The sequence below is a fragment of the Blautia sp. OF09-25XD genome (assembly GCF_003482095.1).
GTDB classification, from domain to species: Bacteria; Bacillota; Clostridia; order Lachnospirales; family Lachnospiraceae; genus Fusicatenibacter; species Fusicatenibacter saccharivorans.
This window is the reverse complement of the sequence record NZ_QUMG01000002.1, coordinates 108169-134054: the sequence shown is the minus strand read 5'-3', so window position 1 is coordinate 134054 and position 25886 is coordinate 108169. Positions and strand designations below refer to the sequence as shown.

Sequence of the window (25886 nt, the reverse complement as noted above, 5' to 3'; positions counted from 1 at the left end):
GGAATTGATCCGAACAAATAAAACAGAAGAAACACCTCTGGTATCGCTTCCTATTCCTCTGCTCGAAACAGTCTGACCGCATTTTTTTCTGTCGTCTCAATGACTTCTTCTTCCGAAATTCCCTTGAGTTCTGCGATCTCCTGCACAACGTACGGCAGATACAGAGATGAATTTCGTTTTCCCCGGTACGGAACCGGTGCCAGATACGGACTGTCTGTTTCCAGCAGAATGCGCTCCATCGGAGCCATCTGAACCACTTCTTTGATCTTCTTTGCATTTTTGAACGTCACCACGCCGCCAATGCCAAGATAAAATCCCATTTTCAGGTATTCCTCTGCCATCTCCACAGAGTAGGAAAAACAATGAATGACGCCGCCGATCTCCTCCGATTTTTCTTCTTTCATGACGCGGAGCGTATCGGCCGCCGCCTCCCTGCTGTGAATAATCATCGGAAGTTTTTCTTCCCGAGCAAGCGCAATCTGACGGCGGAACCAGTATTCCTGCTTCTCATGATTCTCCTTGTCCCAGTAATAGTCAAGGCCAATCTCACCGACCGCGACCGCCTTTTCCATGCGGCAGAGTTCCCGCATCCGCGCCATCACGTCCTCGTTCAGATCGCCCACCTCATCCGGGTGAAGGCCGAACGCGCCGTAGATGAACGGATACGCTTCCATCAGTTTTCTTGTATTTTCCAGTGATTCCAGATTTGCCGAGACATTGATGATACGCCCGATCCCGTTTTCCTGCATCGAGGAAAGCAGCTCTGCGCGGTCTTCATCAAATTTCTCATCGTCATAATGTGCATGTGTTTCAAATATCATATCCGAATTTCTCCTTAAAAAAACGAAACAGAAACGGAAGAAAGCTCTGCATAGCCTTCCCCTGTTTCCGTTTCCACGTTTATCCATCCTATCGTTCGTTGTTTTCGTAAAAGTAAAGTGCGCCGCTGCGCCTGTGCTTATTATAACGCATTCATTTTTCCCGCGTCAACCAGGAAACGAAAAAAAGTCACACTTCAACATGATCACCGCCGCGCCGCAATCTCATCCAGCAGGCAGCCCGCCACTTCGTCTTTTCCCATGAGCGGAAGCTCCTTGATGCCGTCCTTCGTGATCAGCGTCACCACATTCGTCGCCACACCGAAGCCGGCACCCTCTGTCTTCAAATTGTTTGCCGCGATCATGTCCAGATGCTTCTTCTCCAGCTTTGCACGCGAGTTTTCCACCATGTTCTCGGTTTCCATCGAGAAGCCGCACACAAACAACCCCGGATGACGGTTCTTTTCCACCCATCCCAGAATATCGTCGGTGCGCTCCAGCGGAATGCTCATGTCACCGTCCTTCTTTTTGATTTTCTGATCCGCCACCGTCACAGGCCGGTAATCAGCAACCGCGGCCGCCTTAATCAGAATATCCGTCTCCGGCAATGTCTCCCGCACCGCCTCCAGCATGTCCTTCGCCGTCGTCACCGGTCGCATCACAACGCCTGGAACCGGGGCTAATGAAACCGGGCCGGAAATCAGCGTTACCTGCGCGCCGCGGAGCATCGCCTTCCGCGCAATCGCGTATCCCATGCGGCCGCTGCTATGGTTCGTCAGATACCGCACCGGATCGAGGGATTCCTGCGTCGGGCCTGCAGTCACGGTGACACGCACACCAGCGAGCGTCTTTTCGCGGGCAAGCTCCATCGCGATATAATCGAGCAGCACCTCCGGGTCCGGCAGTTTTCCTTTTCCGACGTCCTTGCACGCCAGCATTCCCACGGTCGGCTCGATGATGCCGAAACCGTATTTTTTCAGCGTCGCCAGATTATCCTGCGTAATCGGATTTTCCAGCATCGCCGTATTCATCGCCGGAGCGACCAGCTTTTTGCACTTCGCTGCGAGCACCACCGTTGTCAGCATATCATCTGCAATGCCGTGTGCCATTTTTGCAATCACATTGGCGGTAGCCGGGGCAATCATAATCAGATCCGCCGCTTTTGCCAGCGAAATATGCGTCACCTCATATTTAAAATCACGCGCAAACGTATCGACCACGCAGCGGTTGTTGGTCAGCGTCTCGAACGTCAGCGGGGTGATGAACTGCGTCGCGTTTTCGGTCATGATGACATGCACGTCTGCTCCGGCTTTCCGAAGACCGCTCGCCACATTTGCCATTTTATAGGCGGCAATTCCACCTGTCACACCAAGTACAACACATTTTCCGTCAAGATTTTCCATTGTAACTCCGTTCTGCTGCCTCGAAGCAACTTTTTTCCTATGATAGTTTTAAGTATAGCAGACAGAAAAACAGATTACAACCAATCCTGTTTGCCATTGATGCAAAAAGGCTTTATAATAAAAGGACAAAAGAGCTCTACTTTTAAAATAATCGCGAGGTATTTTTATGATTTTAGCCATTGATATCGGGAACACAACCGTTACGCTCGGCGGCGTCCGGACCGCACCGCAGCAAGCGTATTCCCTCGAATTCACAGCCCGGATTGACATCAACCACACCTGGTCTGCCAGCCAGTATGAATCTGCGATCGAGCAGCTTTTTGAAGACAAGAATCTTTCCCCGTCCGACTTTCGGGGCGTCATCATTTCCAGCGTTGTTCCGTCGGCTCTGACGCTTCTGCAGGAATGTGTCCGTAATCTGTTCGGCACAGAACCGCTGCTCGTCACATCCGAAAGTGATCTCGGCATGACATTTTCCATCCCGGAACCGGAAAAAGTAGGCCGCGACCGCCTCGTTGATGCAGCCTGGGCCGCCGCACATTATCCGCTGCCGGTCATCACCGTGGATCTTGGAACAGCGACGACCTTCAATGTCATCCGGGAAAACAGCGTCTTCTGCGGCGGCGCCATCGCACCGGGACTCGATATGGGACTTGGCGCCCTCTCCGAGCGGACCGCCCAGCTCCCGCGGCTCGACCTCCAGATCCCGAAACGCATCATTGGCAGAAACACCGAAGAATGCATTCTCTCCGGCACCATCGTCGGCATGGCCGCGATGCTCGACGGAATGGTCCAGCGCATCGAAGCCGAACTCGGCTCCCCCGCCACCCTCATCCTCACCGGCGGCGCGGCACGCTTCGTCGAACCGCTCGTTTTACATCCTCATATCTATGACCCGAACCTTCTGCTGAAAGGGCTGGCGTTCCTGTGTGAGCGGAATTGTGCAAATTAAAATCGTACTTCCAAATATTCATCAGACTTTTTCATTCTGCATGACGTTAAAAAGCGTGTCTGTTCTCCAGGCACGCTTTTCTCTATTTTTCTATGGAATCGCAACCCTTCTTTGTGTTGCCTCTCCGCTTTTCAGTTTTTCCTGATTCTCCTCTTTCAGTTTTAAAATACACGGGCGAATGCTTTCATCATACGTTTCTGTTGTCTGAAGTACATGACCATTGTATACAATCACATCATCGGAATACAGAAATACAAGCGCCATCTGATTCATCTCATGATCGTAGATCAGAACATACCAGTTATAATCATACAAAATCCTCTCTGTCATGTTGAATACCTGTTTTGGCTTCTGGCAGGAAATTTTTTCTCCGTAAATGGTCGAGAGAATTTCGTCCATCTCCTCCGGATGATCCTCGCGCGTGATCGCAAAGGACATTCCGGCTCCGGTGTCTTCCGGGATATAAAGATAAATCATCTCGGCTTTGTCCGTATCAAAGGTTTCGATTTCCTGCAGCAGTTCCTGATCCGATTTTTCTGAGATGAAATCTGCTGCCGTCAGGAAAACATCTGTCGTACCCCGCTCAGGACCAATGGGATTTTCTTTCTGTGTATACACCGCCGTCATTCTTTTTACCAGACATCCTGCAATCACGCAAAGGATCACTCCAGCTAACACAGTGATTTTTCTCTTTTTCATACGTTTCAAGGAAATCACCTCTCTTCCAAAACAGACATTCCGGGAACCTTCCAAAAGTTGAATTTTCTCTTTTCAGTATATCATGAATTTTTCCGGGACACACTCTTTTCCCTCTCCCTATGCACGGAAAAACTCCCAGCACTGCCGGGAGTTTATGACTTTCTTATTTCATAGTAACTATTCAGAACCCCATCTCGATTCCGCTTGCGCTGCATCTCGATGTTGCTTCTCGCCATATGAAATTCCAGAAAACCGTTCATTCATGCAAGCATGATTCACGATTTTCTTTCATTTCGCATGGCTCTGAATAGTTACATTTCATATTACTTTTTCACCTGCTCATATACCAGTCCCGGATAAGCTTCGAGGCTGACACCGTTTTTTTCAAACATTGGAAATGCTTCTGCGCCGGATGCGCATACGGCGGTTGCCATGCTTGTCTGTTCAGTGTAGCTCTCCCAGTTGTCGGCAGTAAGGCCAGGCTGGTATGCTTCCCAGGCAGTTTCGTATTCGGTGCTCTTATCGGAAGGAATCGCATCTTTCAGGCTCTCGCCGGACCAGACGGCAAGCTGATCTGCTTTTTTGTAAGTATATTCCGGGAGCTGATCGTCGCCCAGCGACTGGTACAGCTCATAGCGGGTAATGGAGTCTTTGGAACTTCCGTAGGATTTTTCCATCTCTTTTTTCACGGTATCCATATCGGCATCATCCGGGTAGGTGATGTCTACTTCGCACAATACTGGTTTTCCCGTCGCTCCGGTCTGATCGAGGTTGATAAACTGAAACATGACTCTGGAAGTTTGCTCGCCGAAAACAGTGGCTTCTGTATCTACTGCGATCGCGGCTGCACTGTTAGTTTCGGAGAAAATTTCCACCTGGTCCCGATCCAGATTCCAGTCGGCAAGCACTTCATCCACCGTTTTCCCCCATCCGGTATCCGGCGGCGTAATTTCCTTGCTGCTCTCTTTCGCTCCCTGACATCCAGTCAGCAACAGAGCACACATTGCAAAAATACCTGCTAATTTTTTATTCATACACCTGCATCTCCTTTCCGCTTTGTTATTTTTTTCACATACTTTTTTTGTTAGCCCTATACTACCATATATTCTTCTGAAAATCTATGACGTTTGGTGAAAATTTTCTTACATTTTTCTTATGCATTCGATTTAAATCAAAGAAAAAGCAACAACATCCCTTATAGAAATTCTCTACCGCTATTTAAAAACGCTCCCCTAGTATCTATAACACAAGGGGAGCGTCTATTTTCAATTAGTTCGCTTGTTCTGATAATCGAGTTTTGCTTAAGCTCTCTCCCAGCGGCCTCCCGGGGCTGAAGATATAACCTTGCGTAGGGGAAAAGTTTATGACGTTTTCTGAAACTTTGAACAAAAAACTTTTTATTCATTTTATCAAGTTGGAACTTTCTCCACCAGATCTTCTACCGTACATACTAATGCCCGCGCAATCTTCAACAAGGTCTCTGTCTGCGCCTTGTTAATATCCTTTCTTCGCTGTTCATACTGCTGAATGGTCCGAACCGAAACACCTGCCTGCTGTGCCAGTTCACTCTGACTTAGATTTGCAAAAGTACGCAATTCTTTCAAGTTTGTCTCCGGTTTTGCTTCACGATATAATTCATTCATTTTATCTACAAACTGACGAACATCCATTTCATGATATGGCGTGTAGAGCATTCGCACTTCAGTTACAGGAATAGCCTGGTTTATTTCCGCAAAAGACAAACTGGTACTCCACTGATAATAGGCCAACGCCCAGCCTGTCCAATATTCAGGGCTGCGATCGTAAGAATAAGAGGGGGCTTGTTCCGGCTTTGGTTCCCCTGCTTCCTGTAATACTTCATATGCAATTTCAACTCCCGACATTCCCGCTACCACAGAACAGTCACCTCGTTCAAACCGTGACGCTGTATTACTCATACAAAACCACTGCCATACAGTTTCCAACGGCCGTTTTAAATCATTGACCATATAATCCAGCATGCAGGCAAGATTTTTTTGTGCAACAGAAAGATATAATTTATCGTAAGCGTGGATCATCTGGTTTCATCTCCTCATCTAAAATTGTGGTGATATATAAATCACCCCGCTGACGGCGGTTTCGTTCCAAATCAAAATATTGCCGACGCGCCATATGATCACGGGATGCTTTCCTCTTATACCATTCCTGCACACTTGCAATCTCATACCCTGTAAATTCCAAACGTTCAAATGCTCTTGTGCTTTTTAAAACAAACTGCTGGCCCAGTTTTCCCAGACGCATTGCATTACTCAACTGACGGTAAGAAATTGCACCATTAATAAAATCCGCTGCAAAAGAAAAATAGCTGTCGTCAGCACGATATCCAATGATAATATCTGCCTTTTCATAATCAAGATGAAAATTTTGTAGCAAATATTCTTTTGCTTCTGCCGCCAACGGTGTGGATGCATCAAATTCTCGATTTTCCAACAAAATCGTAAGCCAATGGAGCATTGTATAGTCGCGCATATTCAAATCGAGAACTTTCAATCCATCACATTCAATCTCATATCTATTTGCGTAACCATTTTTATCCGCACTGACACCCCATTCTTTGGCCATATTTTGGTTTTCTGTACAGTAAAATCCAACACCATAATCATTATAAATTTTTCCATAACCATATTTCGGCCGTTCAATAATATGATCCGAACCATGATAAACTGTTTTTTTCATTTTACCACCTCTGCTTCAAATTATACTCCTAAAGGCGTATAAAAACAACAAATAGAAAAATTTGGATTCAGAAAATATGTTTGAAAGAACTTTTGACATTTTTACAAAAGCGTGATGCTATGATGTCGAAAAAGAGCGCTGCCGACAGACGGTCAGCCTGTTTACTAATTATGTCAAAAATGGTCGCCTAGTTTGCAGACAGGGGTGGCTATTTTTGCGTCTTACCCTTATTTTTTCTCCACCATACGCTTCCTACAACAACTCCTCCCGCCAGCACAAAAATTATTTGTTTTCTCGAAAGCCTCCATCCGAATAACTCAACTCTTACTTCCTTCGGCTGATACGAATACCCCATCAAAATTCTGTTATCATCCCCCGTCCCCACCGACGCATGGCAATATGTGGTTCCCATGAATTTCATCGCAGATCTCGGTGTTCCCAGCTGGCTTCCGGAGTAGCTGGCGCCGTTTAGCTGTTGGTTGTTTGCAATAAGATTTCCACTGACTGCCCAGTCGCTCATTGTGTTGTCTTTGTACCATAAGGTTCCGCCAAATTCATACGGTCTGATCGCCTCTCCTAGTAAAAACGAGAAGCTGTCGTTTCCACAGGGCTTTTTGTTCTCTGTGAATCCATAGGTTGGATAAACATAAATCGCCGAACCATTTTTGAAGGCTGATGCATAAAATTCAATTCCCGTAAAATCTTCCGCACTTCCATTCATCATCTGTTCTTCTGCATTGATTTTCATATACCCGAATTTTCCATCTCCGCTTTTTAAATCATCGACGATAAACTGCTTCACATGCTCATCCAGCTTTTGTATCTCATTCTCTGGCATCCCTGTTTCCTGCAAATAAGCATCGTAATCAGAAGGAACCTTTTCCTCTGCCTTCACATAAGATACCCCCGCATACAATGACAGTCCGCAACAAAGTAAAACCAGAAATAACGTCCGCATTTTTCTCACACAACGCTCCTCCTTCCTGTTGTCATATTCGATAAACCCGTTCAAATATTCTCTCTTTATCATTATATTATCATAAGATTCAGAATCTTTATATGACGTTTTCCTTAACTTTTTAAAACGCAAAAAATCCCTCCCCACACATCACGCATGGAAAGGGATTTCAACTTTCATTCTATTCTATTTTCCGCTCTAGCAGATCTCCGCACCCGCCGGCATTGCTTTTTCCGGGGTCATGAGGCATACGTTGCCTTCGGCGTCCTCGGCGCAGAGCAGCATTCCTTCGGACATCATTCCTGCCAGTTTGGCCGGTTTCAGGTTGGTCAGGACCATAACCTTCATTCCGATGGTATCTTCCGGTTTGTAATATGCTTTGATTCCGGAGACGATCTGTCTTGTCTGGCTTCCGACTTTAACCTGGAAGCAGAGGAGTTTTTTCGATTTCTTCACTGGCTCGCAGGAGATGATTTCACCTACCTGGAACTGCATTTTTCCGAAATCTTCGAAAGTAATTTCCTCCTTCGGCTCAAGGTCGATCACTGCCTCCTCTTCTTTTTCTTCTTCTCCGGATGCGGCAGCCATGGCAGCTTTCTGTTTTGCCTGGATCACTTCTACTTTTTCCATAACCTCTTTGACGTCGAGTCTCTGGAACAGGATCTGCGGCTGATCGGTTACCTGATTGCCCGATGTATACAGTCCGAACTGATCCAGCTCTTCGTAGCTGCGTTTCTCTGCATTCAACTGAGCCAGGATCTTCTCGGTGGTCTCCGGCATGAAAGACTCGAGCAGGCATGCGCCGATGGTGATGCTCTCTACCAGGTTGTACAGAACTTCTTCCAGACGGTCTTTCTTTGCCTCGTCTTTTGCCAGTGCCCACGGCATGGTCTCGTCGATATATTTGTTGCAGCGTTTGAACAGGCCAAAGATCTCGGTCATGGCATCTGCCACACGCAGTTCTTCCATCTTGGCAGCAACTTTTGCTTTTGTTGCGGTAACGACTGCTTTCAGATCATCATCCACCTCTTCTGCTGCGCCGGTCTTTGTCACAACGCCGCCGAAGTATTTGTTGCTCATGGAGATGGTACGGTTTACCAAGTTTCCAAGAGTATTGGCAAGGTCGGAATTCATACGCTCAACCAGCAGCTCCCAGGTAATGACACCGTCGTTCTCAAACGGCATCTCGTGCAGAACGAAGTAGCGGACAGCGTCTACGCCGAACAGGTCTACCAGATCGTCTGCGTAGATCACGTTTCCTTTGGATTTACTCATCTTGCCGTCGCCCTGCAGCAGCCACGGATGACCAAATACCTGTTTCGGCAGCGGCAGATCAAGTGCCATCAGGAAGATCGGCCAGTAAATGGTATGGAAACGGATGATGTCTTTTCCGATCAGATGCAGGTCTGCCGGCCACAGCTTGTTGAACTGCTCGGAACTGTTTCCGTCACAGTCATAACCGATTCCAGTGATGTAGTTGGTCAGTGCATCCAGCCATACATAGGTAACGTGCTTCGGGTCGAAGGATACCGGGATTCCCCAGGTGAAGGAGGTTCTGGATACACAGAGATCCTGCAGTCCCGGAAGAAGGAAGTTGTTCATCATCTCGTTCTTTCTGGAAACCGGCTGGATGAATTCCGGATGAGTGTTGATATAATCGATCAGTCTCGGTGCATATTTGCTCATCTTGAAGAAATATGCTTCTTCTTTTGCCGGCGTAACCGGGCGTCCGCAGTCCGGGCATTTTCCGTCTACGAGCTGGGACTCGGTGAAGAAGGATTCACACGGTGTACAGTAAAGACCTTCGTAATATCCTTTGTAGATATCTCCCTGATCGTACAGTTTTTTGAAGATTTTCTGTACCTGTGCCTCGTGATCGGCGTCGGTGGTACGGATGAATTTGTCGTAGGACGTATTCATCAGATCCCAGATTCTCTTGATCTCGGTGGATACGTTGTCTACGAATTCTTTTGGCGTGATACCTGCCTCTTCTGCTTTCAGCTCGATCTTCTGGCCATGCTCATCGGTTCCGGTCTGGAAGAATACATCGTAGCCCTGCTGACGTTTGAAGCGGGCGATGCTGTCCGCGAGTACGATCTCGTAGGTGTTTCCGATGTGCGGCTTGCCGGATGTGTAGGCAATCGCCGTGGTGATATAATATTTTGGTCTGATTTTTTCCATTGCTTTCATTTCTCCTTTCAAATAAAAAAACTGCCTTATTCCGCTCTCTTGTAGTCGGAAGAAGACAGGTTTGTTTACCCGTGATACCACTTCTTTTCGTCCCTGCCTCACGGCAGAAACCTCTGCAGGTACATGTGCTATACCTCTCCGCTGTAACAGGCGGAACCTGTCGCAGCCTTACCGTTTCAGATTGTTGTTCTCACGGTTCGGTGCGCCTCTCGGAAGCCATGTTCGATCTGCCGCTCCTCCTCCCCTCTCAGCCTGCAAAACCGGAATAGTTTTCGGGGGTGTTCTCTGTAAATTCGCACATGCAGATGTACTCTCTTCGTCACTGTGTTTTGTTTTTATGCACTGGTTTTATGCTAACACATTTACATCAATTTGTAAACCGCAAAAAAGCCCGCCGTACGGGGATTTTTTCATATTCTCCCCATTCGGCGGACCTTTCATTCATCGTAACAATTATCTGTGGTTTGCTTTGATCACAGACATTGCTGCTTCATCTGCTACAACTGTCAGATCGTTGTGAAGCTGCAGGATGGAAGCCGGAACCTGCGGAGTAACCGGTCCGTACAGAACTTTGTCGAGGATCTCTGCTTTTCCTTCGCCGCTGACGATCAGCAGAACTTTTCTCGCCTGCATGATGTTCTTGATTCCCATGGTGTATGCCTGGGTCGGAACATCCTCTACTTTTTCAAAGAAACGTTTATTTGCCTGAATGGTGCTCTCGGTCAGGTCAACGCAGTGTGTCTCTTTCTCGAATGCTGCGCCCGGCTCGTTGAATCCGATGTGGCCGTTGTTTCCAAGTCCAAGAAGCTGCAGGTCAATGCCGCCGACGCTGCGGATGATTTCGTTGTATGCTGCACATGCTTTTTCGCTGTCCGGCTCCAGTCCGTTCGGAACGAAGGTACGCTCTTTGTTGATGTTGACATGATTGAACAGGTTGGTGTTCATGAAGTAACGATAGCTCTGATCATTCTCCGGAGAGAGTCCTTTGTACTCGTCCAGGTTTACGCTGGTGACATTTGCGAAATCAAGGTCGCCTTTGTTGTACCACTCAACGAGCTGTTTGTAAGCGCCGACCGGGGTAGATCCGGTTGCAAGGCCGAGCACTGCGTGTGGTTTCATGATCACCTGCGCGGAGATGATGTTTGCTGCTTTTCTGCTCATATCATTGTAATCTTTTGCTTCAATTAATAACATTTGTTTTTCCTCCAAATTTCTTCTATATAATAAATTACATAATAACCTGTTTCAGGTTCAGTTCGTCGTCCACCAGAAGTACATGCGCTTTTTTGCCCGGTGCAATGGATCCTACTTCATCGTAGATACCGATGCTCTGTGCCGGATTTCTTGTTGCCGCAAAAATGGCATCTGCCAGCGGAATATCAAACGAAACTGCTTTTCTCATGCAGTCGTACAGGTTCGTAGCGGAACCCGCGATGGTCTCACCGTCGGTCAGGGTTGCTTTTCCGTCTTTCATCCAGACAGCCTGTCCCCCGAGGGAATACGTTCCGTTTGGCATTCCTGTTGCCATCATGGAATCGCTGATGAGAACCATGCGCTCACTTCCCATCATGGAGAAGGTCGCGCGGACAACCGCACCGTGAATGTGATAGCCGTCACAGATCAGCTCCATGCAGCACTCCGGATCGTCGAATGCGGCGCCGATGACACCAGGGTTACGGTGTGCGAACGGCGGCATGGCGTTGTACAGATGGGTGACATGGTGTGCTCCTGCTTTCATAGCAGCCAGCGCGGTGTCATAATCTGCTGTCGTATGGCCGATGGAAACCATGACTTCATCGGAAACCTCTTTGATAAATTCCAGTGAGCCAGGCATATTCGGGGCCAGGGTTACGAGACGGATTTTTCCGCCGCTCGCCGCATTGCATGCGCGGAAGAACTCAGCGTTCGGAGCCACGATGTTCTCCTCTGCCTGTGCGCCTTTTTTGATCGGATCGATGAACGGTCCTTCCATGTTGACGCCGGCGATCACTTCTGCTTCCGGCTCATCTTTGATTGCTTCGATGGTTCCGAAGATTTTCAGCAGATCGTCTTTTGGCAGTGTCATGGATGTCGGGCAGTAAGAGGTGATGCCGTGCGCTTTCTCGTAGCGCAGGATCTCTTTTAAACCTTCCACGTCTCCGTCTGAAAAATCATGTCCGGCAGCGCCGTGGCTGTGTACGTCAACCAGTCCCGGCAGAACCATCATGCCTTTCGCATCGATCACTTCCTGATCGATCACTTCTTCTTTTGTGGAAACGAAACGTTTTCCTTCTATATAAAGATCTTTTTCCGCAAACGTTCCGTCTTCCTGAAATACGCGTCCGTTTTTGATAATCATTGTCTTGCCTTCTTTCTTTGATCTGTTCTGATTATAATTTATGTTGATTTTATTTTCAACTATTTTTATATTTTAGAAATTACTTTCACGTCATTAAAGTTCTTTCCATTTTTCCGCCCGCTTTCCCGTGCAATTCACACACAATTGAAAGTTGATTCACCACTCTGCCTGTGATACAATAAAGCAAGAACTGATCTGAATTTTTTTCAGATATTTACAGATACCAGGAGGACTTACGTTCCATGGAACACTTTGAAAAATCGATTATTCCTGTCATTGAGTCTGTCTATCCCTCGTTCACTCCCCTGGAACGGACGGTAGCAGATTTTTTTATTCATAATACCGACGAGTCGGATCTGTCCGCGCGCCACGTTTCGGAACTGCTCTATGTTTCGGAGGCTTCGCTCTCCCGCTTTGCGAAAAAATGCGGCTACACGGGCTACCGCGAATTTGTCTACCGTTACCAGGAAGGTCTAAACGCCGCACTGCCCGGTACGGACGATCACATCAAACAGGTGCTGAATACGTATCAGGAGCTGCTGAATAAAAGCTACTCGCTCGCCGACCGCGCGCAGATTGACCGCATCTGCCATATTCTCACTTCGAAGCGTCGGGTGTATGTCTACGGTCTTGGAAGCTCCGGACTTTCCGCCCAGGAAATGAAGCTGCGTTTTATGCTTGCAGGCGTGGATATTGAAGCAATTACCGACATTCACATCATGAAAATGAATGCCGTTCTGCTCAATGAGAGCTGCGCTGCAATCGGCATTACCGTCAGCGGACAGACACCGGAGGTGCTGCGTGCGCTCGGAGCCGCAAAGGAAAAGGGAGCCTCTACCATTCTCTTTACTTCCCGCAGCTCCAGCGATTACGATGCCTTCTGCGATGAAGTCCTGCTGCTTGCGGTCAAAGAGCATCTGAAAAACGGCGGCGCAATCTCTCCGCAGTTCCCGATTCTCGTTATGATCGACGTTCTGTACTCGCATTTTCTCACGACCGACAGCGAGCGCAAGGAGGCTTTATATGAATACGCCGTCACCAAACTCCATGAAACGTGATCCCGGCCGCGGCAGCGCGTATCTTTCTTTTCTGAAGAAACGCTGCCGCGATTTCTTTTTCTTCTGCCTGCTCCTCGGCGTTTACGTCGCCTTCATCACCCTCACAGGCATCGGCTGTCCGATCCGGTTTTCCACCGGCATTTCCTGCCCGGGCTGCGGAATGAGCCGCGCGGTACTGCTTCTGCTCTCGGGTCATTTTCGGGCGGCATTTCGGATGCATCCGCTCGTCTATGCCGTACTGCCCGCAGGGATATGGCTCTTCTTCGGGCCGGAACAGACGGCGGGACTTCGGCGTTTTAAAAAGGGGATCATTACGGTGCTTGTCGTGCTGCTTCTCGCCGTTTATGCCTGGCGCATTTATTACCACGACCCGCTCCTTTCTATTGACCCTTCTCTCGGGCGCGTGCTACAATGGTTCTATCTTAATTAAAGGGGGTATTTACAAATGAATGTAAAAGACAACCGCAGTTTCTGGTTCTATCTTCTGCTCACATTTCTGACGTGCGGACTCTACTCGATCTACTTCTGGTATGTTTATGTGGAAGACCTGAACACCATCTTTTACGGTGACGGCGAAGACAGCCCGAACTACATTATTGTGCTGCTTCTGTCCTGGGTTACCTGTGGAATTTACGGCGTTTACTGGCGTTACAAGCAGGCGAACCGCATGTACCGCGAATCCTACGACCGCTACGGTGTGATGATTGAGGAAAATGGTTCTGCCATTCTTCTGTGGACGCTGCTCGGCTACCTGACCGGCGGCATCGGCCAGCTCGTTGCCGACTATTTCATGATCCAGAACCTGAATAAGACGGCACTCGTTTATAATTCACGTGCATATTAAGCAGGGGAGGCGTTTTTTATGGCAACATCTATGGTAAAGGGAAATCCGGTAAAGCTGATGCTCTCGTTTGCCTTTCCGCTTCTCATCGGAAATCTGCTGCAGCAGACGTATAACATCATTGATGCGGCGATTGTCGGCCAGGCACTTGGCCCGGAGGCACTCGCCAGCGTCGGTGCAAGCAGCAGTGTACAGTTTCTGGTGCTCGGCTTCTGTATGGGAAGCTGCACGGGATTCAGTGTTCCGGTTGCCAAGTATTTCGGCGCCGGAAAGCTTGATAAAATGCGCGATTATATCTTTAATGGTGCTGCACTTGCTGTCCTGATTGCGGCCATTCTGACCACACTCTGCAGTTTACTCTGTGCACCGATTCTGCACCTGCTGTCGGTTCCGTCCGATATCTTCGCGGATGCCTACGCATATCAGCTTGTGATTTTCCTCGGAATTCCGTTTTCGATTCTGTACAATTATCTTTCCAGCATCCTGCGTGCCGTCGGGGACAGCCGCACGCCGTTTCTGTTTCTGGCATTTTCGGCAATCCTGAATATTTTCCTCGATCTGTTCTGTATTATCATTCTGCATCTGGGATGCGCAGGAGCGGCGATTGCGACGATTTCCGCCCAGGCGATCAGCGGACTCTTATGTCTGTTTTTTATTTCCCGTAGGGTAAAGCTCCTGCTTCCGACAAAAGAAAACCGCACTCTGCGAAAGGATGCCGCGCAGGAACTCCTCGCAATGGGCATTCCGACGGGACTGCAGTTTTCGATCACGGCGATCGGCAGTATGGTAATGCAGTCAGCGAATAATGGGCTTGGCAGTGTTTATGTTTCGGCGTTCACAGCTGCTATGAAAATCAAACAGTTTATGATGTGCCCGTTTGATGCGATCAGTACCGCGGCTTCCGTTTTCTGCAGTCAGAATCTCGGAGCAGGCCAGGCAAAACGAATCCGTCAGGGACTCCGCCAGGGTGTGCTTGTCGGTGTCGGCTATGGTGCGTTTGCAGGTGTCATCATGATTCTGTTCGGACGGCCGCTGACAAAGCTCTTTATTGTCAGCTCTGCTTTCGAAGCAATCAACGCTTCGGCAAAATATCTGCGCTGCCTCGGATTTTTCTACTGGATGCTTGGTATTTTGAATGTCTGCCGTATGGTAACGCAGGGACTTGGCTACTCGGGAAGAGCCGTTTTCTCCGGCGTAATGGAGATGCTGGCACGAACGATTGTCTGCCTGGGATTTGTCGGTGCGTTTGGCTTCACCGCAATCTGCTTTGCGGATCAGGCTGCGTGGCTCGCCGCCTGCTGCTATATCGCACCGACATGTCTGTACTGCGTGAAGAAATCCACGAAAATGATTGCGGATCGCGGTGCGAAATAATAACGTTATTTTCTGTCTTACAGCGGCTTCCAGATACTTCTCAGGTTATCGCGGCAATCACCAGAAACTTGTTCCATCACAGATTTTGGTTCATTGCCCGCAAAATCAAGAAAAAGATACTGTTCTGCATGGAATCATCTTCCCCGCAAAACAGTATCTTTTTTCTTGTTTTTTCAGCGTTACCGCTCGATTCCATCTCTTGCCGCAAGACCCTTGTCAAACGGATGCTTGATTTTTTTCAGCTCCGAAACATAGTCCGCCCGCTCAATCAGCGCCTCCGATGGTCCCTGCCCTGTCAGAATCACTTCCAGCTTCTCCGGCTTGTGATCCAGAAAATCCAGAAGGAGCTGCTCATCAAACAGTTTGCTTCCAATCGTATAAACCAGCTCGTCCAGAAACAGTACATCGTATTCTTCCTGAACTGCTTTTTCTGTCACTTTCTGAAACTGCTCTTCATAATACCGTTTCTGCTCTGCCTTCTCCTCCGGTGTCATCAGAAACGAAAACTTTATCTTGTCCTGCCCCGGCACAAACGTCACATTCGGCGACAGTAAGAGCACCTTCCGCTCGCTCGTGCTGTTATCTTTCATAAACTGATAAATCAAAACACGGTATCCATACCCTGCCGCACGCGTACAGAGTCCCATACCACAAGTCGTCTTTCCTTTTCCATCCCCACAGTAGATGTGGACACAGCCTGTCTGTTTTTCCATGGTGAAAACCTCGCTTTTTCTTTCTATGTTCATTTGTAAACAACAGGTAATTCGAAACAAGTTCGCAATCCCAAGTAAAAATTGTAAACAACGGAAAAAGGAGGGCAGATTTTATTCCGCCCCCCAAAAAGGTTTCCTGATTATTTACCGAAATATCTAGCCAGCAGACCAGCGAATGCTTTTCCGTGTCTAGCTTCGTCTCTTGCCATCTCATGCACGGTGTCATGGATTGCATCGAGATTCAGGCTTTGGCACGTTTTGCAAGATCTGTTTTGCCAGCGGTTGCTCCGTTCTCTGCCTCTACACGCATCTGCAGATTTTTCTTGGTGCTGTCGGTTACGACTTCGCCGAGAAGCTCTGCGAATTTTGCTGCGTGCTCTGCTTCTTCGTAAGCTGCTTTTTCATAGTACAGACCTACTTCCGGATATCCCTCGCGGAATGCTACTCTGGACATTGCCAGGTACATACCAACCTCAGAGCACTCGCCCTCGAAATTGGCTCTCAGGTCTTTTTTGATATCTTCCGGAACATCGGATGCTACGCCAACTACGTGCTCTGCTGCCCAGGTCAGATCCTCGCCCTGCTCGATAAATTTCTCTTTCGGTGCTTTACAGATCGGACAGACTTCCGGTGCTTCTGCTCCTTCATAAACATATCCACATACGCTGCATACAAATTTTTTCATAGTCTTTCTTTCCTTTCTTTTTGTTGTGTATTTAATTTTATCATTTCCAATTTTGTGGTTTATAACAGTTTTTTATTTTTAATATTAGTAACTGTTACTGATATTACTTTAACATAAGCTTCCCTTTTTGTCAATGCCTATTTTTAATTTTTTCTTTCTTCCTGGGGATGCTATACGTTCCCCGGGTGATTTTTGCAGTTCTCGCAGATGCCGTAAAAATTCACAGAGTAATCTTCGATCGTACCTCTGAAATTTTCCGCTGCTACGTTCTTGATTTCGCTGATGTCACGCATTGTAAGGTCTGTCACGCAGTGACATTTTCTGCAAATGAAATGGTGATGCGTGGAAGTATCTCCATCGAACCGGTCCGGGCCATCTCCTGTTGTAAGACGCTTGATCTCTCCTAATTCAGAAAGAAGAGACAGGTTCCGGTATACTGTGCCAAGACTGATATTGGGAAATTCTTTCCGTACATCGGTATAGAGCATATCTGCGGTCGGGTGATCCTTTCGCCCCCGAAGGCAGACTTTGATGCTTTCTCTTTGTCTGCTATACTTGAGTGTTGACATAGTTTTTTTCCTTTCGTATCTTTCGATAACAGTAATTGTTATTATATTTATACTATAGGGCTGCTTCTCGCAAAAGTCAAGAAAAAGATCACTACCCTGTCTACACAGATTTCCGTCTGTCCCAAGATCAAAAATTCCCAAAAAACGAGGAGTGCCCAGGAACCTCTCGGCGCCTGGGCTATTATTATGAAAAAATCTTAATTGTGTAGTGATTGCATACACGCTGTTCTTTTGGAACTAAGATAACTATACCAATTAATTATGAACAGATTATGAACGTGCAGTGAATCTTCTGTGAATCTGTACATTTTTTAGAATTATTTTATATTTTATTTGTGTATTTATCACATATTTTATTTCTAATTCTGTCCCTTACTCTCTACTCTGTCTAGAAATCGTTTTTCTCCGTTAATTTTTCTATTCGTATTGCCCATCCCCGATTTTCCCTGTCATTTCTCTCTCATTTATGTTAAGATTGATGTACAGCCAATGCGGCAGAATGGAGGATTTTTTATGAGTACCGGAAATCAGGAATATATACGAGACATGAACCGCGCCCTGGTTCTCGAGGCAATCGCCAACCATCCGCCGCTTTCCCGCGCAGATCTGGCGAAAATGCTGCATCTGACAAAAGCAACCGTATCCACCATCGTCCAGGAACTGCTCGACCGCCAGCTCGTCATAGAACTCGGCAGCGCCGAAAAAACTTCCATGGGTCGAAAACCGATTCTGCTTACTTTTAATAATCGCTGCGGTTCCATCATCGCCGTCGATCTCGGCGTAAAAAAGATCACCATTCTCACCGGAGATCTGAAGGGAAAATCATGTACTGTAAAAGAATACCCGATTGATCCATCCCTCTCCCTGGAGGAATACCTGATTTCCCTCCTCCACAAAACCAAATCCGACCTCCCCAAGACCCCGTGCGGCCTCGTCGGAATCTCCATCGGAATCTACGGCGTCGTCTGCGACGACCTCGTTTTATTCACACCCTACTACGATCTAAAACACTCCAACCTGAAAAACTACCTCGAAGAAGAATTTCAGGTCCCTGTCATCGTAGAAAATGAAGCCAACCTCTCCGTCATCGGCGAAGCCGCCTGCGCAGAGCACTTTAAAAATATGATCTTCCTGAACATCCACGAAGGCGTCGGCATGGGAATCCTCATTGACGGCGAACTCTACACCGGCCAGAACGGCTACGCCGGCGAATTCGGCCACACCATCCTCTTCCCCGATGGCCGGCCCTGCCCCTGCGGCAACCACGGCTGCCTCGAACAGTACATCTCCGAAGCCGCCGTCCTGAACGATTTTGCCGCCGCCGAAGGCTTAGAAAACGTCTCCGTCGAACGCTTCATCCAGTATTACCAGGAAGGCAACCCCAACGCCCGCAAAGTAATGCAGGATTTCACCCACTACATCGGAATCAGCCTGAACACGGTTCTCCACACCTTCAACCCGGACGTCATCGTCATCAACAGCTCCTTCACCAACTACATCCCAGGTCTGATCGACGAAATCACCTCCGGAATCCAGAACCGCCTCCGCTGGTACCTCCACGTCCTCCCGGCTCACCTGCAGGATGTCTCCGTCCTCATGGGCGGAATCAGCCTCTGCTCCCGGAACTTCCTCGGAATTTCCACCTTTAAGCTGCTGGACCTGTAACTCAGAAATAAGTCCCTGTTCAGAGCCCCATCTCGATTCCGCTGCGCTGCATCTTGATGTGGCTTCTCGCCATATGAAATTTCAGAAAAAAGTGCTCATTCATGCAAGCATGATTCGCAATTTGTTCTGAAATTTCGCATGGCTCTGAATAGTCACAATTTGTTCATGATTTTTTTACAACATGAACACGCTTTCAACATAATTTACCCGTATACTAAAAGCATAAATAATGAATGCCAACATTATTTACACAATTTTCTTTTTCATATTGCCGATTAGAAAATCGGCTCTCCTTCCTTTAAAAATAAAAATGAAAGAAAGCACTGTTTCGCCAACGGTGCTTTTTTTCATGCCCTTTTCCCCCGCTGCCATGCGCATCACGCAAGGGCGGACGGGCGGCGGTGAGGCGTCCCCTCTATTTATACAATTCATCCGTCAACCGCGCAAACTCCTGTAAACTCAATGCCTCCCCACGAATCGTAAGCGGCCAGCCGCAGGCTGTGATTGCAGCCTCAATCTCCTCTTTCGAAAAATGCAGCAGCTCCGAATTTTTCAGTCCGTTCGCCAGAGTCTTCCGTCTCTGATTAAACGACGCCCGAATAATGGAGAACATCAACTTCTCATCCTTCGTCTCCACCGGCATCACCTCATGACGCGTCAGCCGGATCACCGCACTTCCAACCTTCGGCCGCGGCATAAAACAGTTCGGCGGCACATTCGCCACAATATACGGCTCCGCATAATACTGCACCGCCAGCGACAGCGCCCCGTAATCCTTCGATCCCGGCCCCGTCTGCATCCGGTCCGCAACCTCCTTCTGAACCATAACCGTAATCGAATCCACCGGCACATGATTCTCAAATAATCCCATAATAATCGGCGTCGTAATATAATACGGAAGATTCGCCACAACCTTGATCGGCCGTCCGTTGTTCTTCTCCTTCGCCAGCGCCGCCAGATCCACCTTCAAAACATCATTGTTGATAACCTCAACATTATCATAATCCGACAGCGTATCCTCCAGAATCGGGATCAGATTCTTGTCAATTTCCACCGCACACACACTCCGCGCAGCATACGCAAGATACTGCGTCAGCGTACCGATACCAGGTCCGATTTCCACAACAAAATCGTCCGGTCCGATACCTGCAGCGGCTACAATCTTATCCAGCACATGTGGATCGATCAGAAAATTCTGACCATACTTTTTCTGAAATACAAAGCCGTACTTCTGCAGTACGGCTATTGTATTCTGCGGCTCCCCGAGCCACGGTTTTACTTTCTCCATAAATTCTCCATGTATTTAGAACTCAAAGTCTTTCTCGTAAAGAATCACGCGGTCGTCCGCATCGGTATGCTTTCTGGACATGCGTCTTCCGAATTTACGGGTTCCCTTTTCTGCATGGGCGATGGCACGATCCACCATATCTTTGACCTGTGAAATCGTCATCGGCTCGCCCTCCTTCTGATTATTGCCAATTTGTGTATACAGAGCAAGCACACCCATCTCGTCCATCTTGTATCCATTCTCACGCGCATACGTGCGGGCAAACGTAACAAGCTCGTCGTTCGTGAAAACAGGAATCGAAATGACCGTCTCAAACTTCTTCGCAAAATCAGGGTAATTCCGCAGAAGACCTCTCATGCTGACCTTCTCATCCTCGATGATCAGAACCAGACTGTCGGTACGGAAATCCATTGCCTGCGACAGCTTCTCGATCGTCTCCGGGTACATCAGACCGGCACGCTCGATCAGGAGGAAACCTCCCGCCAGCTTTGAAACAATCTGCGCACAGTCCTTTTTGTTCAGAACAGATGCATCCAGACGGGCCATCTTCGTTGCCGGAAGTTTTAAGTCAGCACAGATTGCACGGACGAGATCCTCCGACAGCTTCGTTTTTCCAGTACCGTATCCGCCCATAATGGCAATGTTTCCATGACGGGAAGTACGGTCGCCTGCGTAATGATAAACACCATGCATTGCATCCAGAATCTGGATATCCATGCCTGGAACTTTCGCAAAGTAAGTAAACAGCGCTTTCTGCTCATCACTCAGCTTATCCGGCTGGGTGTCGTTCAGGATGCGGAGTCTTGCCTCCTCCGGCGTCTCCTCGCGGAGCACCTCTTCAATCGATTTCGCAACAGTTCCTTCCGGAATGTTGTCGCGGATCAGCTGAACGGTGGCATCCGTTGTTTTTTCGATGCTCATGTTGATCGTCGCATCGGATACGCGCTCACGCTTTGGCTCGGTCGGAACTTCGATTTCGATTTCCTCCGGGGTAATCTCGATCGGCTGGGTTCCTGCCGGCTCAAACGGATCGGCTGGCTCAGTCTCGGCCGGGGTTTCCGGCTCTGTTTCGCTTTCCGGCTCGTCCGGCAGTTCGATTTCCGATGCTTTTTCAGCTTCCTGCACTTCTGCGTTCAGCGCTGCCTGAAGCTCACTAAAATCGATGGTCGGCCGTGTCTCCTCTGCCGGTTTCAGATCCGGGATGACAACCGTTGCATCCATGGACGGCGTCTCCGCCGGTTCTACGGTTTCCTCAATTTCGGCTTCCGCCTGAGCCTTCTCGGCTGCTTCTGTTTCAGCTTCCACTGCTGGTTCTGTAACTTCTGCTTCTTCGATTTCAGCCTCGGCTGCCGGTTCTATAATCTCTTCGATCTCAGCTTCATCCATCGGCTCTGCAGCTTCTTCGGTTTCAGCCTCATCCGCCGGTTCTGTGATCTCTTCGGTTTCCGCTTCATCTGCCGGTTCTGCTGCTTCTTCCGGCTCAGCTTCCGCCTGCGGCTCCTCAGCCGCTTCCCGTGCCTCTGCCTCGGACTCCGGATCCATCGGCTGCTCTGCGGTTTCGGCTTCTGCTACCTGCTCAGCCGGCTCTTCTGCTTCTTCCTCCGCAACTTCCTCCGACAGGTTTGCTGCGGTCTCCTGGAACAGTGCTTCGAGGTCCGGCTCTTCGTATTTCTTCTCCGGCTTCGGTGCTTTCGGCATTACCGGCTCGGCTTTTTCCTTCGGTTTTGGCTGCGGTCTTGTCTTGATCGTCGTGTTGGCATCCGGGGATACCTCTACGTTTACATCAAGCTGCTCCGGCTCCAGATCTTTTACTTCGTACTGTACCGGCTCTTCGCTTGTCTCTTCCTCGACTGCCGTCTCTTCCTGTTTCTTTCCGCGGAAGGAGAAGACGTCGCGGATGCTCTTTGCAAGCTCTGCGTGAAGATCGATCGTATTTCCAAGGTACGTCGGCGTGCTGTCTGCATACGCCTGCTCTTCCGGAATCTCCTCGATCGGCTCCTCTGTCTGCTGCAGTGCTTCGTACTCCTGCACCTGCTCTGCATCTGCCTCGGCCTGCTGTGTTTTCTCATATGCTTCGTACGGCGAACCGGCTTCTTTTTCTTCTTCACCGGCCACATACTGGCTCATCACACCGCCGTTTACCGGTTTTACTTCCGGCGTCTCTGCCGGCTCTTTCGTCGCAGCCATTTCACCGGCTCCGCTCTCTCCGGCTAACCGCACTTCAAGTGCTTCCGGATCCTCGGACGGCTCTTCATTCTTTTTGTAGTCAAAACGATGCTCGTATTTGATCTGCTGGGACGGTGACAGCGGCTCGTACTTCATTTTCAGATCCATTGCCTTTGTTACATATTTGCCCTCGCTGAACCACAGGATCAGCTCATCACAGGCATCGATGCATTTCTGCGTCTCTCCGGCTTTGCTGTAAAGGTTTGCCAGTTCATATGCCCATCTCTCGGTAAATTCCCGCTCTTTGTATTCCTCCAGAAGGGAAATCTGCTCCTCAAGCGGCGCTTTCTGTCCTCTTAAAATCTTGTATTTCAGCAGATACCGGGAATTATCGTGACGTGCGACTGCTTCAAACTCGTTGTAAAAGTCAATCGCCTCATCAAAGTCTTTCATTTTTACGGAGACCTCTACCAGGCGGTACAGAATGCCCTTCCGATGGAAGAACGGTCATACGCCATCAGCAGAATCTTCTTCGCCTCCGGATATCGTTTGTTCGCCTCATAGACATCCGCTACCATGCCGAGCGTGCGCAGACTCTTGACACGCCGCCAGTCAACGGCTTCTACAACTGCAAGTGCCCCCTCATAGTCCTCTTTTTTTACCAGACTGTTCAGCTCTTCCAGCCGGCTTTGATATTCAGCTTTATCCAATCTTTTCACCTCAATACATTTCAGATTGTTTTAGTTCATAGACACGAACAGTGTACCACACTCCCCGTAGAATGTCAAAAGAATGCCTGTTTTGCAGGCATTTTTCGGGATGCAAATCCTTCCAGCGGTCATCAAAAAAAGAACACCCGCCCCTCCGGTTTTTCCCGGAAAAGCAGGTGTCCCCTAACTACTTATATTTGATTCCGATTACTTTCTGACAGTAATCTTGTCCAGATGCCAGATATCATCTACATACTGCTGGATGGTACGGTCGGATGTGAATTTGCCGCTGTGTGCGGTATTCAGGATCGCGCTTCTTGCCCATGCAGAAGTATTTCTGTATTTATCCTCAACACGCTCCTGTGCTGCCGCATAGGACTTGAAGTCTGCCAGGGTAAAGTACATATCCGGGCGCGGAGCATTCTTCGGTGTGAGCAGGGAGTCATACAGATCACGGAACATCATGGTGTCGCCGTTTGAGTATCTTCCGCTGATCAGATCCATCACTACGTTGTGGATGTCCTGATCGTGGATGAAGTAGCTCATCGGATCGTAGGTGTAGTTGTTCTCATATTCGATAACCTGATCTGCGGAAAGTCCGAAGATAAAGGCGTTCTCCTTTCCAACTTCCTCAACGATCTCTACGTTTGCACCGTCCATGGTTCCAAGAGTCAGGGCACCGTTCAGCATGAACTTCATGTTACCGGTACCGGAAGCCTCTTTACTTGCGGTGGAAATCTGCTCGGAAACATCAGCAGCGGCAAAGATCAGCTCTGCGTTGCTGACACGATAATCCTCGATAAATACGACTTTGATCTTTCCTTTGATGGTCGGATCGTTGTTTACCACATCACCAACGGAATTGATCAGTTTGATGATCGCTTTTGCACGCTCATAACCTGCGGATGCTTTTGCTCCGAAGATGAAGGTTCTCGGGTAGAACGGCATATCCGGGTTCTTTTTCAGGCGGTCATACAGATACATGATGTGCAGAATGTTCATAAACTGACGTTTGTACTCATGCAGACGTTTTACCTGAACATCGAAAATGGAGTTCGGGTCTACATCGATACCGTTATGCTCTTTGATGTATTTTGCCAGGCGGACTTTATTTTTATATTTGATTTCCATAAATTCCTTCTGTGCCTGGGTGTCATCTGCCAGCTTAGCGATCTTTTCGATCTTCGGCAGATCGGTGATCCAGCCGTCTCCGGCGTACTCGGTTACCCAGTCAGCCAGGAGCGGGTTTCCGTGAAGCAGGAAACGACGCTGTGTGATACCATTCGTCTTATTGTTGAACTTCTCCGGAGTCATCTCGTAGAAGTCTTTTAAGGTCTGTTTTTTCAGAATCTCGGTATGAAGCTGTGCAACACCGTTGACAGAATAGCCGCCTACGATAGCCAGACGGGCCATATGAACCTGTCCGTCGTAGATGACTGCCATCTGGCGGATTTTCTCCTCATCACCCGGGTACTGCTCTCTTACCTGGATCAGGAAGCGGCGGTTGATCTCCTCTACGATCTGATAGATACGCGGAAGAAGTCTGGAGAACAGGTCAACCGGCCATTTCTCAAGTGCCTCTGCCATGATGGTGTGGTTGGTGTATGCGCAGGTCTTTGTGGTGATCTCCCATGCCTCATCCCAGCCAAGGCCTTCTACGTCCATGAGGATTCGCATCAGCTCCGGAACGGCTACGGTCGGGTGAGTATCGTTCAGCTGGAAGGTAACCTTCTCATACAGCTTTGTGATATCATCGTGATGTTTTTTATATTTTGCAACTGCTCTCTGTACGCTTGCAGAAATGAAGAAATACTGCTGTTTCAGACGCAGCTCTTTTCCTTCGTAATGGTTGTCGTTCGGATACAGAACCTCTACGATGGTTTTTGCAAGGTTTTCCTGCTCAACCGCTTTGTGGTAATCACCTTTGTCGAAGGAATCCAGGGAGAAGTCCTGAATAGCCTCTGCATCCCATATGGTCAGCGTGTTTACAACATCGTTGTCGTATCCTACGATTGGCATATCGTAAGGAATTGCGTTTACAGACTGGTAATCTTTCTGTACAAAGTTTACGCGTCCGGTAGCCTCATCATACTCCTGTGCTACGTATCCGCCAAATTTTACTTCTTTTGCGTATTCCGGGCGTTTCAGCTCGAATGGATAGCCGTGTTTCAGCCAGTTGTCCGGTACTTCTACCTGATAACCGTCGCGGATCTGCTGTTTGAACATACCGTATTTATAACGGATACCGCAGCCGTATGCCGGATATCCCAGTGTAGCCAGGGAATCCAGGAAGCATGCTGCCAGACGGCCAAGACCGCCGTTTCCAAGCGCAGGATCTCTCTCCTGGTCCTCCAGAAGGTTCAGGTTCAGTCCCATCTCATCAAGAGCTTCCTGTACCTGTTTGTATGCAGTCAGGTTAATCAGGTTATTTCCCAGCGCACGTCCCATCAGGAACTCCATGGACATATAGTACAGAATCTTCGGATCCTGCTCATCCATTGCTTTCTGGGTTTTCAGCCAGTTGTCAATAATAACGTCTTTTACTGCGTAGCAGACTGCCTGGTAAATTTCCTGCTGGGAAGCCTCTTCCAGATTTTTTCTGTACAGCATTTTTACGTTTTCTTTGACACTGTTCTTAAAAGTTTCTTTGTTGAACTCGGCGTTTAACATCTGCGTCCTCCTCAATAGCAGTCTGCGAGCGGAGAGCTTGTCTGCATCCCCGCTCGCAGGCTGATTTTTATATT

General features: G+C 48.5%; 22 protein-coding genes and 1 pseudogene. 6 read left to right on the top strand and 17 right to left on the bottom strand.

The window, feature by feature from the left end; genetic code table 11:
* Window positions 1-50 precede the first annotated feature (50 nt).
* Together DXA93_RS02605 and coaBC are read right to left on the bottom strand one after the other, a co-directional pair.
* Window positions 51-821, bottom strand: coding sequence for a TatD family hydrolase (locus DXA93_RS02605; protein WP_022461123.1), 771 nt, complete (start codon window positions 819-821; stop codon window positions 51-53).
* A 203-nt stretch (window positions 822-1024) separates the two neighbouring features.
* Window positions 1025-2221: a bifunctional phosphopantothenoylcysteine decarboxylase/phosphopantothenate--cysteine ligase CoaBC gene (coaBC, locus tag DXA93_RS02600; protein WP_119207691.1), complete on the bottom strand. Its 1197-nt coding sequence runs from the start codon at window positions 2219-2221 to the stop codon at window positions 1025-1027.
* 166 nt (window positions 2222-2387) lie between these two features.
* On the opposite strand from coaBC, the gene DXA93_RS02595 reads away from it, so the two are divergent.
* A complete protein-coding gene (locus DXA93_RS02595; protein ID WP_119207690.1) occupies window positions 2388-3173 on the top strand; it encodes a type III pantothenate kinase in 786 nt (261 codons plus the stop codon).
* 90 nt (window positions 3174-3263) lie between these two features.
* Here DXA93_RS02595 and DXA93_RS02590 read toward each other — a convergent pair whose 3' ends face one another.
* The 8 genes from DXA93_RS02590 to nagA form a co-directional block, all read right to left on the bottom strand.
* Entirely contained in the window at window positions 3264-3851 is a 588-nt protein-coding gene (locus DXA93_RS02590) for a hypothetical protein (protein ID WP_147399500.1), read from the bottom strand.
* A gap of 344 nt (window positions 3852-4195) precedes the next feature.
* Window positions 4196-4906, bottom strand: coding sequence for a hypothetical protein (locus tag DXA93_RS02585; protein ID WP_118595546.1), 711 nt, complete (start codon window positions 4904-4906; stop codon window positions 4196-4198).
* A 375-nt stretch (window positions 4907-5281) separates the two neighbouring features.
* Window positions 5282-5929 (bottom strand): helix-turn-helix domain-containing protein, encoded by a 648-nt coding sequence (locus DXA93_RS02580; RefSeq protein WP_055220951.1) that lies wholly within the window; start codon window positions 5927-5929, stop codon window positions 5282-5284.
* Window positions 5910-6587, bottom strand: a complete 678-nt coding sequence (locus tag DXA93_RS02575) for a DUF3990 domain-containing protein (RefSeq protein ID WP_119207689.1) — start codon at window positions 6585-6587, stop codon at window positions 5910-5912. Before DXA93_RS02575 ends, DXA93_RS02580 begins: the two co-directional genes overlap by 20 nt.
* Before the next feature lie 208 nt (window positions 6588-6795).
* Complete coding sequence (locus DXA93_RS02570) at window positions 6796-7482, bottom strand: hypothetical protein (protein WP_147399499.1); 687 nt, start codon at window positions 7480-7482, stop codon at window positions 6796-6798.
* A 261-nt stretch (window positions 7483-7743) separates the two neighbouring features.
* On the bottom strand, window positions 7744-9726 hold the full coding sequence (metG, locus tag DXA93_RS02565) for a methionine--tRNA ligase (RefSeq protein ID WP_119207688.1): 1983 nt from the start codon (window positions 9724-9726) through the stop codon (window positions 7744-7746).
* Between the two features lie 462 nt (window positions 9727-10188).
* A complete protein-coding gene (nagB, locus tag DXA93_RS02560) occupies window positions 10189-10929 on the bottom strand; it encodes a glucosamine-6-phosphate deaminase (protein WP_117761352.1) in 741 nt (246 codons plus the stop codon).
* 34 nt (window positions 10930-10963) lie between these two features.
* On the bottom strand, window positions 10964-12073 hold the full coding sequence (gene nagA / locus DXA93_RS02555) for an N-acetylglucosamine-6-phosphate deacetylase (protein ID WP_119207687.1): 1110 nt from the start codon (window positions 12071-12073) through the stop codon (window positions 10964-10966).
* Between the two features lie 242 nt (window positions 12074-12315).
* On the opposite strand from nagA, the gene DXA93_RS02550 reads away from it, so the two are divergent.
* The 4 genes from DXA93_RS02550 to DXA93_RS02535 are packed head-to-tail and all read left to right on the top strand — an operon-like array spanning window position 12316 to window position 15346.
* Complete coding sequence (locus DXA93_RS02550) at window positions 12316-13131, top strand: MurR/RpiR family transcriptional regulator (RefSeq protein WP_022462919.1); 816 nt, start codon at window positions 12316-12318, stop codon at window positions 13129-13131.
* Window positions 13097-13561 (top strand): DUF2752 domain-containing protein, encoded by a 465-nt coding sequence (locus DXA93_RS02545; RefSeq protein ID WP_117510575.1) that lies wholly within the window; start codon window positions 13097-13099, stop codon window positions 13559-13561. Before DXA93_RS02550 ends, DXA93_RS02545 begins: the two co-directional genes overlap by 35 nt.
* Window positions 13562-13576: 15 nt before the next feature.
* Complete coding sequence (locus DXA93_RS02540; protein ID WP_022462917.1) at window positions 13577-13975, top strand: DUF4234 domain-containing protein; 399 nt, start codon at window positions 13577-13579, stop codon at window positions 13973-13975.
* A gap of 18 nt (window positions 13976-13993) precedes the next feature.
* Complete coding sequence (locus tag DXA93_RS02535; protein ID WP_117510573.1) at window positions 13994-15346, top strand: MATE family efflux transporter; 1353 nt, start codon at window positions 13994-13996, stop codon at window positions 15344-15346.
* Window positions 15347-15525: 179 nt separating this feature from the next.
* On the opposite strand, the gene DXA93_RS02530 is transcribed toward DXA93_RS02535, so the two are convergent.
* From DXA93_RS02530 to DXA93_RS02520, 3 genes and pseudogenes are all read right to left on the bottom strand, one after another.
* Window positions 15526-16059, bottom strand: a complete 534-nt coding sequence (locus tag DXA93_RS02530) for a cob(I)yrinic acid a,c-diamide adenosyltransferase (RefSeq protein WP_022462915.1) — start codon at window positions 16057-16059, stop codon at window positions 15526-15528.
* Window positions 16060-16199: 140 nt separating this feature from the next.
* Window positions 16200-16744 (bottom strand): annotated as a pseudogene (locus DXA93_RS02525) (NADH peroxidase).
* 170 nt (window positions 16745-16914) lie between these two features.
* Complete coding sequence (locus DXA93_RS02520; protein ID WP_119207686.1) at window positions 16915-17313, bottom strand: Fur family transcriptional regulator; 399 nt, start codon at window positions 17311-17313, stop codon at window positions 16915-16917.
* 513 nt (window positions 17314-17826) lie between these two features.
* On the opposite strand from DXA93_RS02520, the gene DXA93_RS02515 reads away from it, so the two are divergent.
* Window positions 17827-18978, top strand: a complete 1152-nt coding sequence (locus tag DXA93_RS02515; protein ID WP_022462912.1) for an ROK family transcriptional regulator — start codon at window positions 17827-17829, stop codon at window positions 18976-18978.
* Between the two features lie 415 nt (window positions 18979-19393).
* Here the strand turns inward: DXA93_RS02515 and rsmA are convergent, their stop codons facing one another.
* The 4 genes from rsmA to DXA93_RS02495 form a co-directional block, all read right to left on the bottom strand.
* On the bottom strand, window positions 19394-20266 hold the full coding sequence (rsmA, locus tag DXA93_RS02510) for a 16S rRNA (adenine(1518)-N(6)/adenine(1519)-N(6))-dimethyltransferase RsmA (protein WP_119207685.1): 873 nt from the start codon (window positions 20264-20266) through the stop codon (window positions 19394-19396).
* 15 nt (window positions 20267-20281) lie between these two features.
* Window positions 20282-22885, bottom strand: coding sequence for a hypothetical protein (locus tag DXA93_RS02505; RefSeq protein WP_119207684.1), 2604 nt, complete (start codon window positions 22883-22885; stop codon window positions 20282-20284).
* Window positions 22886-22899: 14 nt separating this feature from the next.
* Window positions 22900-23142 (bottom strand): hypothetical protein, encoded by a 243-nt coding sequence (locus DXA93_RS02500; protein WP_119207683.1) that lies wholly within the window; start codon window positions 23140-23142, stop codon window positions 22900-22902.
* A 207-nt stretch (window positions 23143-23349) separates the two neighbouring features.
* Window positions 23350-25812, bottom strand: coding sequence for a glycogen/starch/alpha-glucan phosphorylase (locus DXA93_RS02495; RefSeq protein ID WP_118659752.1), 2463 nt, complete (start codon window positions 25810-25812; stop codon window positions 23350-23352).
* Window positions 25813-25886: the final 74 nt, after the last annotated feature.

Bases quoted from the DNA above. Each gene is read 5' to 3' on its own strand.
- DXA93_RS02605 (WP_022461123.1), bottom strand. From the start codon at position 821: ATGATATTTGAAACACATGCACATTATGACGATGAGAAATTTGATGAA.
- coaBC (WP_119207691.1), bottom strand. From the start codon at position 2,221: ATGGAAAATCTTGACGGAAAATGTGTTGTACTTGGTGTGACAGGTGGA.
- DXA93_RS02595 (WP_119207690.1), top strand. From the start codon at position 2,388: ATGATTTTAGCCATTGATATCGGGAACACAACCGTTACGCTCGGCGGC.
- DXA93_RS02585 (WP_118595546.1), bottom strand. From the start codon at position 4,906: ATGAATAAAAAATTAGCAGGTATTTTTGCAATGTGTGCTCTGTTGCTG.
- DXA93_RS02580 (WP_055220951.1), bottom strand. From the start codon at position 5,929: ATGATCCACGCTTACGATAAATTATATCTTTCTGTTGCACAAAAAAAT.
- DXA93_RS02575 (WP_119207689.1), bottom strand. From the start codon at position 6,587: ATGAAAAAAACAGTTTATCATGGTTCGGATCATATTATTGAACGGCCG.
- metG (WP_119207688.1), bottom strand. From the start codon at position 9,726: ATGGAAAAAATCAGACCAAAATATTATATCACCACGGCGATTGCCTAC.
- nagB (WP_117761352.1), bottom strand. From the start codon at position 10,929: ATGTTATTAATTGAAGCAAAAGATTACAATGATATGAGCAGAAAAGCA.
- nagA (WP_119207687.1), bottom strand. From the start codon at position 12,073: ATGATTATCAAAAACGGACGCGTATTTCAGGAAGACGGAACGTTTGCG.
- DXA93_RS02550 (WP_022462919.1), top strand. From the start codon at position 12,316: ATGGAACACTTTGAAAAATCGATTATTCCTGTCATTGAGTCTGTCTAT.
- DXA93_RS02545 (WP_117510575.1), top strand. From the start codon at position 13,097: ATGAATACGCCGTCACCAAACTCCATGAAACGTGATCCCGGCCGCGGC.
- DXA93_RS02540 (WP_022462917.1), top strand. From the start codon at position 13,577: ATGAATGTAAAAGACAACCGCAGTTTCTGGTTCTATCTTCTGCTCACA.
- DXA93_RS02535 (WP_117510573.1), top strand. From the start codon at position 13,994: ATGGCAACATCTATGGTAAAGGGAAATCCGGTAAAGCTGATGCTCTCG.
- DXA93_RS02530 (WP_022462915.1), bottom strand. From the start codon at position 16,059: ATGGAAAAACAGACAGGCTGTGTCCACATCTACTGTGGGGATGGAAAA.
- DXA93_RS02520 (WP_119207686.1), bottom strand. From the start codon at position 17,313: ATGTCAACACTCAAGTATAGCAGACAAAGAGAAAGCATCAAAGTCTGC.
- DXA93_RS02515 (WP_022462912.1), top strand. From the start codon at position 17,827: ATGAGTACCGGAAATCAGGAATATATACGAGACATGAACCGCGCCCTG.
- rsmA (WP_119207685.1), bottom strand. From the start codon at position 20,266: ATGGAGAAAGTAAAACCGTGGCTCGGGGAGCCGCAGAATACAATAGCC.
- DXA93_RS02505 (WP_119207684.1), bottom strand. From the start codon at position 22,885: ATGAAAGACTTTGATGAGGCGATTGACTTTTACAACGAGTTTGAAGCA.
- DXA93_RS02495 (WP_118659752.1), bottom strand. From the start codon at position 25,812: ATGTTAAACGCCGAGTTCAACAAAGAAACTTTTAAGAACAGTGTCAAA.